Origin of the sequence: Sulfitobacter sp. SK012, assembly GCF_003352085.1 — a bacterium.
In the GTDB taxonomy this organism is placed as follows: Bacteria; Pseudomonadota; Alphaproteobacteria; order Rhodobacterales; family Rhodobacteraceae; genus Sulfitobacter.
This window is the reverse complement of the sequence record NZ_CP025804.1, coordinates 2,654,626-2,671,286: the sequence shown is the minus strand read 5'-3', so window position 1 is coordinate 2,671,286 and position 16,661 is coordinate 2,654,626. Positions and strand designations below refer to the sequence as shown.

The 16,661-nt window shown below is 55.6% G+C and carries 11 protein-coding genes; 6 read left to right on the top strand and 5 right to left on the bottom strand.

What is annotated here, in order from left to right; all coding sequences use genetic code 11:
- The first annotated feature begins 6 nt into the window (after positions 1 to 6).
- From C1J03_RS13040 to C1J03_RS13025, 4 genes are read left to right on the top strand one after another with little or no spacing between them, the layout of a single operon-like run.
- Positions 7 to 978 carry a TRAP transporter substrate-binding protein gene (locus C1J03_RS13040; RefSeq protein WP_114886995.1) on the top strand — a complete coding sequence of 324 codons (972 nt, stop codon included), beginning with the start codon at positions 7 to 9 and terminating at the stop codon, positions 976 to 978.
- A 57-nt stretch (positions 979 to 1,035) separates the two neighbouring features.
- Entirely contained in the window at positions 1,036 to 1,566 is a 531-nt protein-coding gene (locus tag C1J03_RS13035; protein WP_162798534.1) for a TRAP transporter small permease, read from the top strand.
- Positions 1,563 to 2,864 carry a TRAP transporter large permease gene (locus C1J03_RS13030; protein ID WP_114886993.1) on the top strand — a complete coding sequence of 434 codons (1,302 nt, stop codon included), beginning with the start codon at positions 1,563 to 1,565 and terminating at the stop codon, positions 2,862 to 2,864. The genes C1J03_RS13035 and C1J03_RS13030 overlap by 4 nt, the downstream gene beginning before the upstream one ends.
- A 10-nt stretch (positions 2,865 to 2,874) precedes the next feature.
- Positions 2,875 to 3,291 (top strand): universal stress protein, encoded by a 417-nt coding sequence (locus C1J03_RS13025; RefSeq protein WP_114886992.1) that lies wholly within the window; start codon positions 2,875 to 2,877, stop codon positions 3,289 to 3,291.
- A 109-nt stretch (positions 3,292 to 3,400) separates the two neighbouring features.
- Here the strand turns inward: C1J03_RS13025 and C1J03_RS13020 are convergent, their stop codons facing one another.
- A complete protein-coding gene (locus C1J03_RS13020) occupies positions 3,401 to 3,814 on the bottom strand; it encodes a hypothetical protein (RefSeq protein ID WP_114886991.1) in 414 nt (137 codons plus the stop codon).
- A gap of 32 nt (positions 3,815 to 3,846) precedes the next feature.
- Entirely contained in the window at positions 3,847 to 4,218 is a 372-nt protein-coding gene (locus C1J03_RS13015) for a hypothetical protein (protein ID WP_114886990.1), read from the bottom strand.
- Positions 4,219 to 5,400: 1,182 nt separating this feature from the next.
- Here C1J03_RS13015 and C1J03_RS13010 point away from each other — a divergent pair.
- Entirely contained in the window at positions 5,401 to 9,516 is a 4,116-nt protein-coding gene (locus C1J03_RS13010) for a Hint domain-containing protein (protein ID WP_114886989.1), read from the top strand.
- A 95-nt stretch (positions 9,517 to 9,611) separates the two neighbouring features.
- Here the strand turns inward: C1J03_RS13010 and C1J03_RS13005 are convergent, their stop codons facing one another.
- Positions 9,612 to 10,223, bottom strand: a complete 612-nt coding sequence (locus C1J03_RS13005; protein ID WP_114886988.1) for a nucleotidyltransferase family protein — start codon at positions 10,221 to 10,223, stop codon at positions 9,612 to 9,614.
- Positions 10,220 to 12,637: a GcvT family protein gene (locus C1J03_RS13000; RefSeq protein ID WP_114886987.1), complete on the bottom strand. Its 2,418-nt coding sequence runs from the start codon at positions 12,635 to 12,637 to the stop codon at positions 10,220 to 10,222. The genes C1J03_RS13005 and C1J03_RS13000 overlap by 4 nt, the downstream gene beginning before the upstream one ends.
- Positions 12,638 to 12,877: 240 nt before the next feature.
- Here C1J03_RS13000 and C1J03_RS12995 point away from each other — a divergent pair, with 240 nt between their 5' ends.
- On the top strand, positions 12,878 to 15,301 hold the full coding sequence (locus C1J03_RS12995; RefSeq protein WP_114886986.1) for a GcvT family protein: 2,424 nt from the start codon (positions 12,878 to 12,880) through the stop codon (positions 15,299 to 15,301).
- A gap of 51 nt (positions 15,302 to 15,352) precedes the next feature.
- Here C1J03_RS12995 and C1J03_RS12990 read toward each other — a convergent pair whose 3' ends face one another.
- Positions 15,353 to 16,660 carry an HlyC/CorC family transporter gene (locus C1J03_RS12990; RefSeq protein WP_114886985.1) on the bottom strand — a complete coding sequence of 436 codons (1,308 nt, stop codon included), beginning with the start codon at positions 16,658 to 16,660 and terminating at the stop codon, positions 15,353 to 15,355.
- Position 16,661: the final 1 nt, after the last annotated feature.

The window sequence follows — 16,661 nt, the reverse complement described above, 5'->3', positions numbered from 1 at the left end:
GAGTTCATGATGAAATTCGTCAAAATTTTGGCCGGGTCAGCGGCGTTATTTGCAGCGGCATCCACAGCGCAAGCTGAAAAATGGGACATGGCATTGGCCTATTCCTCAACCAATTATCATTCTGAAATCGCCGCGGAGTTTGCGGCAGCTGTCACGGAAGCGACCGCTGGGGATTTAGAAATCGTAACGCACCCCGGTGGATCATTGTTCGGCGGTTCCGAAATCTTTGGCGCAGTTCGCAAGGGTCTGGCACCCATTGGCGAGCGGCTGATTTCGGCATTGGGCAACGACAACGCGCTTTTTGAGGTCGATTCCGTGCCGTTCCTTGCGACCGGCTTTGAGGGGTCAAAGAAACTTTATGAAGCGTCTAAACCAGCCTTAATCGAAGCGCTGGAAGAAAGCCGTCTGCACTTTCTTTATTCCTGCCCATGGCCACCGCAAGGTTTCTATTCGGTCAAAGAGGCCAATTCGCTGGACGACATTTCGGGCATGAAATTCCGCGCCTACAATGCGACGACTTCGAAAATGGCTGAGGGGCTTGGCATGCTGCCAACCAAGATTGAAGCGGCTGAACTCAGCCAAGCTTTTGCGACCGGTGTTGCTCAGTCCATGATTTCGTCTGGGTCTACCGGATATGACCGCAAACTATGGGAACACGTCGGCTACTACTACGACGTAAAAGCATGGTTGCCGCGCAACATGGTCATTGTGAATGGCAAAGCCTGGGCCCGTCTGAGCGACGATAACAAAGCCGCTGTCGAAACCGCAGCAGCAAATGCTGAGGCCACATGCTGGACCAAGGCAGAGGAGTTGGACGGCTGGTACGTTGAGCAGTTCGAAGCCAACGGCATGCAAGTCAAGACGTTGAACGCGGACATGCAGGCCGAGTTCGAAAAAGTCGGTGCAGAGTTGAAAGCCGCGTGGCTTGAGCGCGCGGGAGACGCTGGTGCCGCCGTCCTGGACGCATACGCAAACTAAAAAACAGCGATGGGCAGTCATGTGATTGCCCGTCGGCACGTTTTTGGGAGGGGAAATATGCTGAGATCAATTTCAAAGATCCTTGACGGAATTTACCGGATTGGGGCTGTGGTATCCGGTGCATTGCTGATTTTGCTGTGCTGCCTCGTGCTGTACAGCATCAGTTCACGGATGTTCGGGTTCTACGCTGGCGGTGCCACTGATGTGGCCGGCTATGTGATGGCGACAAGCACATTTATGGCCCTTGCCTATACCTTCCGCACCCAAGGCCATATCCGCGTCGCCCTGCTTATTCAGAACCTTCAGGGATCGCGGCGCGGCATGGTCGAAATCCTTGGCCTAGGTGTCATGTCTATCGTGATGACCTTCCTCGCATTCTACATGTACCGCCTTGTCTATGACAGCTGGGACTTTGGCGAGCGTAGCGAAGGGGCCGATGCAATCTTGATGTGGATTCCTCAGCTGCCGGTCGCGGTTGGTGCATTCCTTTTGGCGGTTTCAGTCGTGCACACGCTGATCCAAGCCGTCTTTGATTATGATGCAGTGAACCCAGAAACCAGTGAACATGAAGGACCTAATGAGGTATGAGCGAAGTTCTTGCAGTCGTAATTTTCCTTTCAACGCTGTTTGTCCTCTTGGGATTAGGCGTTTGGGTTGGCACAGCTCTTTTGACCACGGCAATCGTGGGCATGTGGCTATTCACATCAACACCCATTGGTGACGCTATGGCCGTCACCATCTGGTCAGAACAGTCTTCTTGGACCCTGACAGCGTTGCCCTTGTTTATCTGGATGGGCGAAATTCTGTTCAGAACGAAGCTGTCAGAAACACTGTTTAAGGGGCTCGCACCGCTGTTGCGCGGCCTTCCCGGTGGCTTGTTGCACGTCAACGTCGGCGCATCAGCGGTTTTCGCAGCAATCTCAGGATCATCGGCAGCGACGGTGGCGACAGTCGGCAAAATGTCGATCCCCGAGCTGCGTGCCCGCAATTATCCCGAAAGCATGATCATTGGGACGTTATCAGGCGCAGGGACGCTGGGGTTATTGATCCCACCATCCATCGCAATGATCATTTTTGGCGTCACAGTGAACGAAAGCATCTCAAAGCTGTTTATGGCGGCGATGATCCCGGGCTTGTGCCTTGCGCTGCTTTTCATGGGCTATATCGTGATCTGGTCCCTGATTAATCGAAAGACGTTCAAGCCCATTTTTGATGATGTTGGCTCTGAACCGTTGGGCAAACGGATGTTTGATCTCTTGCCTGTGCTCCTGCTCATCGGCGCTGTTATTGGGTCGATCTATTCAGGTGTTGCGACCGCAACCGAAGCTGCTGCCCTTGGCGTGTTAGGTTCGATCCTGCTGTCGCTGGCGCAACGCACATTCACACTATCCAGCTTTTCCGAAAGCATCATGGGGTCTGTGCGCACAACCGCCATGATCATGTTGATCCTGATGGGGGCCGGGTTTTTGTCGCTGGCAATGGGCTTTACCGGCATCCCACGTGCATTGGCTGAAACCATCGGTGCTTGGAATTTGTCACCCTTCGCGTTGATCGCGATTTTGACAATCTTCTACATCATCCTTGGATGCTTTTTGGATGGCCTGTCATCGATCGTCTTAACGATGGCCGTGATTGAACCGTTGGTGCGTTCCGCTGGTTTCGACATGCTCTGGTTCGGGGTCTACCTGATGATCGTTGTCGAAATGGCGCAAATCACGCCGCCAATCGGTTTCAACCTCTTTGTATTGCAGGGCATGACCGGCAAGGACATGGGCTTCATCTCAAAAGCGTCATTTCCAATGTTCTGCGTGATGGGTGTTTTCATCATCATCCTAGCCTTCTTTCCGGGCTTGGCGACGTGGTTGCCTGAGTTACTCAGTAAATAGGAGCTGATAAATGACCCAACGAATTCTCTTGGCCATGGTAGACATCGCACACCGCGACAATGCCATCGCGCTCTGCAAAGAAGCGATGGCCCATTGTCGTTCAGGCGACGAGCTGCATGTGGCCTATGTTATGCCTTACGGCCATTTCAGCTACGTCGAACCCTTCGTATCAGAGGAAAGCATCAAGTCTGCCGCAGCACGTGCTCATGAAGAGTTGAGCGGCATTTGTGTCAATGCGGGCGTTAGTTCGATTGAACATGTTTTGCGCGGAGGCGTAGGCGAGCAAGCCATATTGCTGGCCGATAAAATCAAGGCAGATCTAATATTGGTCAATGCTCACCGACCTGAAGTTAAACTTCACACACTTGGAGCATATGCGGCTCAGATCATGCGGCATGCATCATGTAGTGTTTTGGTGAAACGGTGATGCCGAGAACCGCCAGTTCTGCCTTGGGCGGGGGTATCGATAGGGACGGCCTGACAGGGGGCGAATTTATCCCGCAAGTCGTCACACCACATCAAAACAAGCCCCTGCCTTAGCTGGTGGGGGCTTTTTCTGTGTATGATGGGTCTGGATCGTTTGATCGCTCCCCGTTTATTAGGCAGCGTATTCTTGTTCTCGCACCCTCGTCTTCCCGCTGCTTCTTTTGCCCCTCTGCGGTGGGCGGGATAGGTAGGCCGTAGATGCGGCCAATATGGTCTAAAAAGCCGGAGCGTCCTTTTGCGGCTTCTTCCCTACCGAGATCAAAGATACCTTTTCGCATCGTATCCCCGGTGTGGTGGTCATGGACAAGCATAGATGCTGTCTTTCCCGCACCCTCACACTTTTCCGCGAGTGGCCTGCTATTCATCTTTGCAATATCGGCTTGCCGCTCCGCACCAGTCACCCCCTCCGCAGACACGCTCCCTTCGCCAATAATCAGCGCTGCGGCTATAAGTGCAAATTTCATTGTTCGCTCCAATCTATCAGCGCCCGATAATGTCATGTTCGGGCGGGGGTGTCATCGCTCCTCGTCGTCCATGCTTCTTTGCCCACCATCACCCGGCGGATCGCCTCGGCGGCATCTTTGAGGGTGCAGGGGGCCGGAGCTAACAAGTAATCGAAAAGATCAGGTTCATCCTGTGGAAGCCCAAGTAGATCACGGGCTTGGGCCTGGATGTCTTCCCAGAAATACCCCTCAACCATATCGTGGTATCGCATTCCTCGGGTGTCACCAAAGAGATGCACCGCTGTACCTGCGATACACCCAGCGGTGCCGAAAGTGTCTAAACTGACTGTCGTGTCGAACCTAAATTTTGGATCAGAGTTGGTTTGAATGAAATCGGCTAGTTTGGTGAGGCGTTCAATATTCAATAGGTACTTCTCTCGGAATTGCGAGAGTTCCGTTTATGCTACTTCGTCTGGAGAACTTTGATACAGATCAATTGGTTCTGACTTTACCGGGACGCAACAGGGGGCATATTGGGATAACGAACCAACGCCAGTACAACGGCCAAGCGCTGCTTCGGTGCGTTTCTGTTTCATCGAAGCGAAAGCCATGCGTGGAAAGTCTTTGTCGCGTTGCGGCGCTCGTCATGAGCCATTCATTTATTGCTGTGGTTATGAGGGCTTCAATGGGTACCTGAAGCCGGCCGTACGGTCTTGAATGTGTACCGTTGGCAGATTTGCTCCAGTTCGGAGCGATCGTCGCGCCCAAACCCCAAAAAAACAACAGTTTCGACTAAAACTATGGGACGTTTGATTCGTTTCAATTGAGGCGGATTGATGCGCAAATGGCGCCTAGTCCTGCAAGATCACGCCAATTGGTTCCAAGTCAAAAACGCCATATTTCCTCAATTTTTGGTGATATTGAGGCCATATGTTGTGCCGATTTTGTGGCAATTGGTTCGAGCATGGAAACGCAGTTTGCAGTCGTTCTCAGCGGCTTTGTCGTGAAGTGAACAAAAAACACCCTAGTTTCATGATGCTGGACCCCAATGAAAAAAGTGCAGAAGAAACAATGAACTACCCATGGGGGAAGGGCCGTGAAATATTCTCGCCCCAATTGTGCCTCATTGTTCCTCATTCGTGACACTTTTGGGACATTTTTCCCTTTGTGGCCTTCTGACACTCCGGTATCACTGTGCTTGCCCAACTGGGGGGTAAAGGAAATAGGTTACGGGGGCGGCTGCATTTCGAACGCGTCATTGCGATGTGGGAGACGTGTGTACGCTGCTATTTTGCAATCCGTACCACAAGGTGTGCTCAAAATTTGACGCATACTAAGGCCGTTTGTTGGCTGTCTTCCCCCATGTTGATCTGATGTGTTTCTCGTGCGTGTTGCTCGTGATCTGCGAAATACCCGTCGCAAGACGGTTTGAGTGAATGAAGACGACCAAATGAAATGCCCTGATCTGCTGTCCAGCGATCAGGATTCTGATTTTGGGGTTTGTTTCGAATGGTGCGTTTACCGCGAGACCAGCCAAAATGGTGAAGTTTGTAATAAGTTCGGCCGCATTGCGCGCCTGTGAGTAAAGATGATCGGGAGACTTTTCAATGATCAGAACTATTGATTTCAATGGCTTGACTGCGGGAACAATTGTAAACGGCCAGTATCAAGCCGACGGTGTGGCTGTTTCAGCCATTGGCGGCAGCGGCGACGCCATGATCTTTGACACGGCCAACCCAACGGGCGGCGATACTGACCTTGAAACGTCGAACCTCGGCAACGTTCTTATCGTATCTGAGGATGGCGACAGCAATGATCCCGATGACAACGCCAACGGTGGTTGTCTGGTTTTTGATTTTGAGAATGCAGCGCTTATCCAAGAACTATCCTTCCTCGATATCGAAGAAACGGCCTGCATGATTTTTTACGATGCAGACGGCAACGTCCTGAGTGAGCAATTTGTCGGGCCAACGGACAATAATGGCCAGACGACTGTGCAACTGGACGTATCTGGCGTCGCGCGGCTTGAGGTTGTGCTTAACGGGTCTGGCGCGATCGACAATCTGATCTACGATGAGGGTGCTCCAGCTGTTGGTGATGGCGACGGGATCGTGACGGGGACCGATGGGGATGATCTGATCGATCTTGCCTATACCGGCGACGCTGAAGGCGACCGGATCGACAACAACGACGCATTGCTTGCTGGCGAAGCGCCGCAAGACGACATCGTTGATGCAGGGGCTGGCAATGACACCGTGACAGCGCTTGAAGGCGATGATGATGTCTATGCAGGCAGTGGTGATGATGTGGTTGACGGTGGTGCTGGCGACGACGTGATTTACGGCGACAGCAATCTGCCCGGCGGCGTCAACGAAAACAGCACAGTCCGCGAAAGCTTTGAGTGGGACCTTGCCGGAACAAACGACGGCGCGGCGCAGGGCGGCTTTAGCCAAGATACCGGCAATGCAAACGTCACTTTCTCGATCTTGTCCGAAACACCGCGTGTTCTGACGGAATTTTCCGATGCTGATCAATTCATTGATGACATCGAAGACGATGGTGCCGCAATTGACGCCAACAGCTCGTTGGACAGCGAAACCCGCGGTTTCGGCCAGATGGCCAGTTATCAGCTTGGTTTTGACACTGCCGTAAACAACGTGGACTTTCGCATCAATGACATTGATGGCGACGGCGTGGTGCGCGTCCTGGCGTTTGACGCGGATGGAAATGCGATCCCTGTCACTCTGACAGGCGGTTCTGATCTAACTCTTTCGGATACTGACAGCGTTGCGGGCAATGACACCGCTGACAGCGATGGCGGGTATGAGCCCAATACAAGCCCTGCATATTCTGTGTTGGTCGACATCCAAGGCCCGGTTTCGCGCATTGTGATTGAGCACAGCCAAGATGGTTCCGCAAATTCTGCCATCAACGTCACGGACGTATATTTTGATGCCGCAATTGTTGGCGATGACGGCGTGGCCGGCAACGACGACCTCAGCGGTGGCGATGGCAACGATGAGATATTTGGCGAGGCCGGCAATGACACGCTAACCGGTGGCGAAGGTCAAGACAGCCTGTCGGGCGGCGATGATGCGGATTTATTCATTGGCGGCAACGCAGGCGATGTTGTGTCTGGCGGCGACGGCGGTGATGACAACGATACACTTGATCTCTCGGGCGAAGGCCCGCTGCGGGTGCTGACGCGGACTGATGACGCTGATGGCAATTCCACCTCTGGCACGATCGGGTTCCTTGGTGCGGATGGGAGCGTAACCGGCACGCTGGCCTTCAACGAGATCGAAACCCTGATTTTGCCCGATGGTGCCGGTGGCAATGCACTCGGTGACCCCATTGCAGTAGATGACACTGCCAGCACGGATGAAGATACCGCGGTGATAATTGAGGTCTTGGGCAACGATTCCGACCCAGAAGGCGATCCGATCACTTTGGTCTCAGCAGAAAGCTCCGAAGGCGACGTGATCATAAACGCCGACGGCACGCTGACCTTTACGCCAGCTGAAAACTCCAACGGGGACGCGACGATCTCTTATACGATCGAAGATGACAACGGTGGCTCTGATACTGCCCAGGTCATCGTGACGGTCGCGCCTATTAATGACGATCCTGTCGCTGTTGATGATGCTGATCTGACCGATTTCGAGACGCCGGTGACCATTCCGGTTCTTGGCAACGATACAGATGTTGATGGAGACACGCTGAGTGTCGCAGAGACCTCCAGCGATGATGGCTTGGTTGCGATAAACGGCGACGGTACAATTACATTTACCCCTGCAGATGGCTTCTCCGGTGACGCGGCCATCAGCTATACCGTCTCTGACGGGAACGGCGGCACAGATACGGCCGTGGTCACCGTCACAGTTGGCGAAGACCCGCGTGACGGCTTTGTTGACGGCACCGATGACGGTGAGTTGATCGACATAGCCTATACAGGCGATCCTCAGGGCGACATGGTTGATGCGGGCGACGCGCTCTTGCCGGGTGCGGGTCCCGATGACGACTTTATTCGCGCAGGCGGTGGGGACGATACTGTCTTTGCCGGCGAAGGCGATGATGTGGTTTTGGGCCAGCTGGGCGATGATGAGCTGTTCGGCGAAGTAGGCGATGACACCATCATTGGCGGCTCGGGAAATGACACGGTTGTTGGCGGTGAAGGCGATGACTTTATCAACAGCGGCTCTGGCGCAGTATTACCTGACCGTGGCTACCCCGGTCTGTTCCCACCTGATCCCGATCCTGAGAATGACCGCGATTCCGTCGACGGCGGTGACGGTGATGACACCATCATCACAGGCGATGACCGTGACACCATCACAGGTGGGGACGGCGATGATGTGATCAACGCGGGCATCGATGATGACATCGTGCAAGGCGATGATGGCGACGACCTTATTATTGGCGGCGAAGGCAATGACGACATCCTAGGCGGCGAAGGCGACGACACGATCTATGCCGGCAATGCCCCTGGTGTCCTCGATATCCTTAATATCGAAGATGATGGCACCAACCCGTTTTTTGGCCCCGATCTGCGCCCAGACAATGGCCGCGACACGGTTGAAGGTGGTGCGGGCGATGATGTGATCTTTGGCGCGGATGATGATGACCTGCTGTTCGGTGGCGCAGGTGATGATCTTCTGGACGGCGAAATCGACAATGACACGCTGCGCGGCGGCATAGGCGATGACACGCTGATCGGTGGGCAAGGCGATGACAGCCTTATCGGCGGGCAGGGCGACGACAGCCAAGATGGCGGCATCGGTGACGACACCCTGCGCGGCAATCGCGGCGACGACACACTGAACGGCGGCGATGGTGACGACCGCCTCTTGGGCGGAAGCGGCAACGACAGCTTCATGGGTGGTGACGGCGATGACACCATGCTGGGGGGCGCGGACCGCGATGAGTTCACCGGCGTGAATGCAGGCGATGTGGTCAACGGCAACGAAGCCGGCGACGATTTTGATTGCCTCGATCTGACCGGTTCTGCCCCTGAAGGGGGCCGCCTTGAGATCGAATATGATCCCTTGAATGGTGAAAACGGCACGGTCTTTTACTTTGATGAAGACGATAATCCTGCAGGCGAACTTGAATTCACCAACATCGAAAAAGTGGTGCCGTGCTTTACGCCCGGTACCCGCATTGCCACGCCCAAGGGCGAGCGTTCGGTCGAGGATCTGCAGTTAGGCGACCGGGTCATCACCCGTGACAACGGCATTCAAGAAATTCGCTGGGTCGGCGCTCAGGAATTCTCCGGTGAAGATTTCGCAAGAGCCGAACATCTGCGCCCTGTGCTGATCCGGCAAGGCGCGCTTGGCAACGATCTACCCGAGCGCGATATGATGGTCTCTCCCAACCACCGCGTGTTGGTGGCCAACGACAAAACGGCGCTTTATTTCGAGGAACGCGAAGTGTTGGTCGCAGCCAAGCACCTCACCGGTCTTGAGGGCGTGGATGTCGTGGATGCTTCTGGCACAACCTACATTCACATCATGTTTGAACAGCATGAAGTGATCCTGTCTGACGGTACCTGGACCGAGAGTTTTCAGCCTGGTGATAATTCTCTGGCGGGCGTGGGCAACGCTCAACGTCAAGAAATTCTGGAGATCTTTCCAGAACTCGCCACCCGCACCGGGATAGACGGATACACCTCCGCACGCCGTTCCTTGAAAAAGCACGAAGCGCGGTTGATTACGACAAAATAACAGCGCATCATAAAGCGCAAGAAATGCAGCTACTGCTAGGGGTTAGTGACCTTGGCAGTTCGGAAACGGAGCGAGAAATCGCTCCGTTTTTGGTTTTAAGAGGACTGTGATTGCCACGCGGCCCAATCTTCGGGCGTATCAAGGTCGCGGCGTGCACGGTTGCCGGGCAGAGGGATCAACTTGATGTGAGGCATCGCTTCTGCCGCAACTTTCTCGCCACCGTTGTCACCCAAAATACCCTGGAATTTCGGGAATAGGCTGGCGGCAAAAACGGCAGGGTGGCCGGGTTTTCCGTCCTGTGTCGCCCCACGCCAAATCAAGATATCTGAATTTAGATCAACGGCTTGGGCGACAGACCTCAAGTCTTCCTCTTGCAGATCAGGCAGGTCTGACAGCAATACCATCGCCGCCACCGCATCCGGGGGCAAAGCCGCAAAGGCAGCACGCAGACTGGCACCCATACCCTCTGCCGCATCCTTGACCGGGAGAACCGTCACATCCAGCCCCTCGAGGGCCGCATACCGCGCATGGGGAAACGGCGGCACAGCAACAATGACCGGCCCTTGCGTCACGCTGCGCGCTATTTTTGCCTGACGCCGCACCAGCGGCACGCCGTTTATCTCCAACAGCAGTTTATCCCGGCCCATTCGGCGCGATTGCCCGGCGGCAAGCACGATGATCGGCAGATCAATCGCAGGGTCGCTCATCCGCGCATCCGAGCGCCATCCGCGTCAAACAGCGGCGTGGTGATCAAGGTTGCAAGGCGCATCTGACCTAGAATTTCAATCTCTACTTCCAATCCATCTTGCGCAACATCACGCGGTACAAACCCTTGCGCGATGGACTTGGCCGCATGGTGCGAATACCCCCCTGAAGTACAAAATCCGATAACGTCACCCTTCAGCCATATCGGCTCATAGCCTTGGACATCCGCATCCGTCGCGGCGACGTCAAACGCCACAAGGGTGCGGGCGGGCGGCGTTGTGCGCTCTGCCTCTGCAGCGGCACGCCCAATGAAATTGGTGTTTTTCTTAAAGCTGATAAAACGGTCCAGCCCGGTTTGGGCCGCCGTATAATCCGGCCCGAATTCCAGCAACCAGCCGCCAAAGAACTTATCGAGGCGCAAGGACATCATCGCGCGCATGCCAAAAGGCACCATCCCAAATTCCTGCCCGGCGGTCCAAAGCGTGTTCCACAGTTGTCGCTGGGCCATCGGATCACAGTAAATCTCGAACCCCAGATCGCCAGTGTAGCTGACGCGCTGCACCAGACACTCAGACATACCAATGGTCATCGGCCAGACATCGAGGAACTTCATTTCTGCGATATCGGTGCGGGTGCAGGCTGCAAGGACCTTGCGCGCATTCGGCCCGGCGATCTGAAATCCGGTCCGGCTGTCAGAGATGTTTTCAACCGCGACACCCTCATCAAGGTTCTGCAAAAACCAACGGTAATGATAGGCTTGCGCGCCATAAGATGCCGTCAGCTGAAAGCGGTCCGGCGCCAAACAGGAGATCGTGAAATCCCCGATCAACTTGCCCTTGGGCGACAACATTGGCGTCAGGCTCAGGCGCCCCAATTGTGGGACACGGCCCGCCATGATCCGATCAAGCCACGCACGCGCACCGATCCCGGTCACGAGGTATTTGCCAAAGTTCTGTACTTCGTTGATGCCAACGGCCTCGCGCACTGCGCGGACCTCGCGGGCCGTTGCATCAAACGCGTCTGAGCGGCGAAAGGATGGTGTTTCAAAACTCGGCTCATCGCCCGTAGCAAAGTAATTAGCGACCTCAAGCCCGAATTGCTGGCCCCAAACAGCCCCCATGGAGCTGAAGATATCATACATCGATGTTGTACGGTTGGGTCGCGCGGCGGGTAGTTCTTCGTTGGGATAAGACACTGAAAAGCGCTTTTGGTAATTCTCGGTCACCTTTGGGAGCGTATACCCGGGCGTGATCCATGGACCAAAACGCGCAACATCCATGGCAAACACATCGCGCTCAGGCTCGCCCTCGATCATCCATTGCGCCAGCGTCAATCCGACGCCGCCGCCTTGCGAAAATCCTGCCATGACACCACACGCAGACCAGTAATTGCGCACCCCCGGCACCGGGCCAACCAGTGGATTGCCATCGGGTGCAAAGGTGAAGGGGCCGTGGATCACGTTTTTGACGCCAGCAGTTTCGAGGTCTGGGAAACGCTTGTAAGCAAAGTTAATGCTGTCTTCTATCTTGTCAAAATCATCTGCAAGCAGGTCCTGACCAAAGCTCCACGGGGTGCCATCTACGGCCCAGGGACGGCATGTTTGCTCATAAAACCCAATGCACAATCCGCGACCTTCTTGGCGCAGATAGCTTTCACCGGCGGGGTCCATCACATGGGGGTGCTCATGGCCGTCCTGCATCATTTCAACGATCAACGGCACGTCTTCGGTGACCAGATATTGATGCTCCATCGGGTGCAGCGGGAAATAAATGCCGGCCATCGCGCCGACTTCGCGCGCCCACAGACCACCTGCATTCACGATATGCTCTGCGTGGATGGTGCCCTTGTCGGTGACCACGTTCCACGTGCCGTCCGCGCGTTGGGTCGTCTCGCGCACCATGCAGTGGGTTTCGATTGTCGCGCCGCCCATACGCGCGGCTTTGGCATAGGCGTGCGTGGTTCCAGAAGGGTCCAAATGCCCATCAAGCGGGTCGTATAATCCACCGATGATGCCATCAATGTTGGTGACCGGCGCGATCTTTTTGATCTCTTCGGGCGTGACGATTTCGGTCTCCAGCCCCATAAAACGGTGCTTGGCCCGCTCTGCCAGCAGCATGTCAAAGCGGTCTTGATTATCCGCCAATGTGACACCGCCCACGTGGTGCAAACCACACGACATGCCGGTGATTTCCTCAAGCTCCTTATAAAGCCGGATGGTATACCCCTGCAGTGCGGCCATATTGGTATCGCCGTTGAGCGTGTGAAAACCACCCGCTGCGTGCCAAGTCGACCCTGATGTCAGCTCGGAGCGTTCCAGCAACATCACATCGGACCAGCCAAGTTTTGTCAGATGATACAGGACCGAGGCACCGACGACGCCCCCACCAATGACGGCCACGCGGGTTGTTGTTTGCATGTTGGTTCTCCAGCTCTTGTCTAGTGCAAGTTGCGGGGATGGTGGACGCGAGGCAAGAGCATTCGCGACCCAATTCGTCGCAGATGCCACATTCGACTGGCTAGATGACGCTGTTGCTGCGCGGCCGGTTTATGTGTGCGGCGTTGTTCCTGCGCGACGAGGAATGTCGGGAACGGGCTATCACATGGTCCGTGCTGGGGGCAGGGTGGGGCGAGGAAACACATCTCGGGACGGACATTCATGCGAACCCATGCTCAGGCAGTTATCATCGGGGGCGGCGTGATTGGCTGCTCCATCCTTTATCACCTGACCAAGATGGGCTGGACCGATGTTGTCTTGCTGGAGCGGGATGAACTGACATCCGGTTCTACCTGGCACGCGGCGGCCAACATCCACGGGCTGCACGATAACAACAATATCACCCGTATCCAAAATTACACCATGGATCTCTATAATGCGCTCGAAGAAGAGACCGGGCAAAGCTGCGGCGTGTTCCAGCCCGGATCGCTCTATCTGGCGCAAACAGAGGCGCGCGAACACCAGTTGCGCCTGCAAGCGGCTAAGGCAAAATACTACGGGTTAAAATTTCACGAGGTCAGCCGGTCCGAAGCTGAGGCGCTGCACCCGCTGGTCGATTATGACGGCATTCGCTGCATCATGTATGAACCCTCGGGCGGCAATGTGGACCCTTCCGGCGTGACCAATGCCTATGCCGCGGGTGCGCGCCAGAACGGCGCTGAGATCATCCGGTTTTGTCCCGTTACAGGGACCGAACAGCAACCCGATGGCACATGGATTGTCCGCACAGCCAAGGGTGACATTGCGACTGAATGGGTGGTGAATGCTGCAGGCCTTTGGGGGCGCGAGGTCGCCGCATTGGCCGGACTGACGCTGCCGTTGCAACCGACAGAGCATCAGTACTTCGTGACTGAAACCATTGCCGAGATTGCTGGGTTGGACCGCCGTTTACCGTCTGTTGCTGACCGTGATGGCGAATATTATCTGCGCCAAGAAGGGCAGGGTTTGTTGGTAGGGGCCTATGAAAAGGACATGCGGTTTTGGGCCGAAGAGGGCACGCCGCAAGGCTTTGGCCATGAGCTCTTTGCCGATGATCTTGAGCGGATCGAAGATAACATGATGCGCGCCATCGACCGTGTCCCAGCGGTGGGTGAGGCGGGCATCAAACGGGTCATCAACGGCCCGATGATTTGGTCACCAGACAGCAATGTGCTGTTCGGCCCCGCGCCTGAGCTGTCGAATTATTTTTGCTGCAACGGCATCATCCCGGGGTTCAGCCAGTCTGGCGGCATGGGCTTGTTGGCGGCCGATTGGATTGTCACCGGAGAGACCCGATACGACATGTTTGCATGGGACATGGCACGGTTCGGTTCGTGGGCCGACAAGGCATTCACTAAGGCCCGCGTGCGTGATCAATATGCCAACCGTTTCAAGATCCACTTTCCAAACGAGGAACGTGAAGCAGGGCGCGCCGTTCGCACACGGCCGGCTTACGACATACAACGCGGGATGGGGGCGGTTTTTGGGCTGAACTACGGCTGGGAACACCCGCTTTATTTCGGAGACGAGATCGGGGCGCAAGACCAGACGCACGGGTTCACACGTCAGGATTGGTGGGAGGTTGTGGGGCGCGAATGCCGGATGCTGCGTGAGCATGCGGGCATCATCGACATCTCGAACTTCGCCAAATACCTCTGCAAAGGCTCAGGCGCTGAAGAATGGCTGAACGCTGTTTTTGCCAATACAATGCCCAAATCTGTCGGGCGGTCCTGTTTGACCCCGCTGATCGGGAAGCGGGGCGGGATTGCCGGGGATTTCACCGTGACGCGGTTGGGTGAAGATGAATTCTGGATCATCGGGTCTGGCATGGCGGAGCGTTATCACCAGCGGTTCTTTAAGGAAGTGCCGTTGCCGATGGGCACCACGTTTGAAAGCAAAACGGATGCCATGTGCGGTTTTAACGTGGCTGGTCCAAAATCGCGCGATATGCTGCAGCGGCTCACAAATACGTCGTTGGCGACGGTCGATTTTCCGTTCATGCGTTCCGCGTGGATTGAGCTGGCCGGGGTCAAGGTATTGGCCTTGCGGGTGTCATTCACGGGCGACCTAGGGTGGGAACTGCATTGCGCTGAGGCCGATCAGGTTCGATTGATGGAGGCGTTGCTGCAGGCAGGTTCAGACGTTGGAGCAGGCCCCGTGGGCAGCCGTGCATTGATGTCACTGCGCATTGAAAAAGGCTATGGCAGTTGGGGCCGGGAGTACTCACCGGAATACTGGCCCCAAGAGGTTGGCCTTGCGCGGTTGTGCAAGATGGACAAGGATTTCCTCAACAAAGATGCCGTGGCGCAAACCCTAACGCAGACTGCGCGCGAGCAGATGGTCGTTCTGAGCTTGGATGCCGGCGACACCGATGCTTCGGGTGCGGACGCCACTGGGGGCGAGCCTATCTTCAAAGACGGGGTCGGTATCGGTCGCGTCACCTCGGGTGCTTACGGCTATAGCGTGGGGCAATCACTGGCGCTTGGGTTCGTGAAGGACGTCTCACCGGGTGACAGTGTCGATGTGATGGTGCTGGGTGTTGAGCACAAGGCGACTGTCTTGGCTGAACCGCCGTTTGATCCCAAAGGACTGCGTTTGCGCGTTTGATCCTAACGCCCCCTGAGCCAAGGGGGCGTTTACCTAAAAGGTTGGAGCCGCCTAAAGCTCGCGGATTTTCAGCTGTGTGATCCGGTTGCCGTTGCGGTTTGTGACCTCGAAGCGAAACCCGTGAAAGAGAAAAACCTGACCGGCCGTGGGGATCATCTGGGCTTCATGGATCACCAGCCCTGCGACGGTGTTTGCTTCTTCATCGGGAAGCGTCCAGTCCGTCGCGCGGTTCAAATCGCGGATCGTCATGGCACCGTCGACGATATATTGCCCGTCCTCTGCCTTTTTCACCGGGTGATCGGCGTCAGGATCGAATTCATCCGTAATCTCACCGACAATCTCTTCGAGAATATCTTCGAGCGTGATCAATCCCTGAAGCGAGCCATATTCATCAACCACCAACGCAAAATGCGTGCGGCGGCGCAAGAATTGGCGCATCTGCTCATCTAGGGTCGAAGTTTCGGGCACAAAATACGGCTTCATCGCCACATCCGCGATGTTGAAATCCTTGAGTGAGCCGGGCGTCCGGCCCGTGGGGCCAATTTGCAAATACATCGCGCGCAGCAAATCTTTGGCGTGGATAACACCAATGATGTTTTCAGGATCGCCGCGAAAGACGGGCAGGCGGGTGTGATTGGATTGCAAACACTGTTCCAACATTTCAGTTGGATCAGACGCCGCATCAATCATCTCGATCCCTGAGCGGTGGAGCATGATTTCTTCGACAGCACGTTCGCGCAGGTCCAGCGCGCCCAAGATCCGGTCGCGGTCTTCTTTTTCGACAACTCCCTCGGAGTGGCCCAAATTCAAAGCGCCCGCGATTTCTTCACGGACCGCCAGAATGTTACTGTCGGGGTCAATTTTTACACCGAACAGGGAAAGAATGCCGCGCACCAGAAAACGCACGGCGCTGACCAAGGGCGAACACACCAGCACCACGAGCATGATCGGGCGCGACACCAAGGCCGCGGCGCGCTCAGCATTGGTGATGGCATAGGTTTTTGGCAGCACCTCAGCAAAGATTAGTACCAAAAGGGTCATCACCAATGTGGCAATGGCCACGCCCGATTCCCCAAAAAGCCGTGTGAAAAGCGATGTAGCCAATGCAGCTGCGAGGATATTCACAAGGTTGTTGCCCAACAAGACCGACCCGATCAGGCGCTCGTTGTCTTCGGTAATGGCAAGCGCACGTTGAGCCCCGCGCGAACCCTTGTCAGCCTGCGTGCGCAATTTTCCGCGTGATGCTGCCGTCAGGGCCGTTTCGGAGCCTGAAAAGAATCCCGAAAGAACCAGCAAAAACAGGATGATTCCTGCGCTGATCCAAAACGCCGAGTCGACGGTTGCTTGGGACATGTCCATG